The sequence below is a fragment of the Candidatus Cardinium sp. cByotN1 genome (assembly GCF_022810525.1).
Taxonomy (GTDB): Bacteria; Bacteroidota; Bacteroidia; order Cytophagales; family Amoebophilaceae; genus Cardinium.
Genome location: NZ_JAACGG010000206.1, coordinates 1 through 313, shown reverse-complemented (window position 1 = coordinate 313; position 313 = coordinate 1). Strand labels below are relative to the sequence as shown.

The window sequence follows — 313 nt, the reverse complement described above, 5'->3', positions numbered from 1 at the left end:
TACGGCTTAAATGTACCAATAGTGGTCATCTTTCAGTGGGCCATTGCGGGAACAGATACGATGTGTATGTCTTTATATTCAATAGAAATTTTTTACGAATCTATTCAAAATGAACAATATTTTCAAGTTGGTTCATTTAAAAAACCAATTGGAATGAATGGTGGCTTGGTAGTGTCATTTTTATATGAGCTAAGCGATGATGAGTTATTAAAACTACCAGCTCTTTTTGTAGAGGTAGATTATGTAAAGGTACCTTATTTGATTAAAAATATTACAACCACGCAGCGTAAAAGCATTATACACCTAGATCTTA

The 313-nt window shown here is 32.6% G+C and carries 1 protein-coding gene; it reads left to right on the top strand.

Translation table 11 applies throughout. From position 1 onward, the window contains the following. The coding region (locus MUW73_RS04440; protein ID WP_243575330.1) for a hypothetical protein at positions 1-313 on the top strand (313 nt) is incomplete at both ends.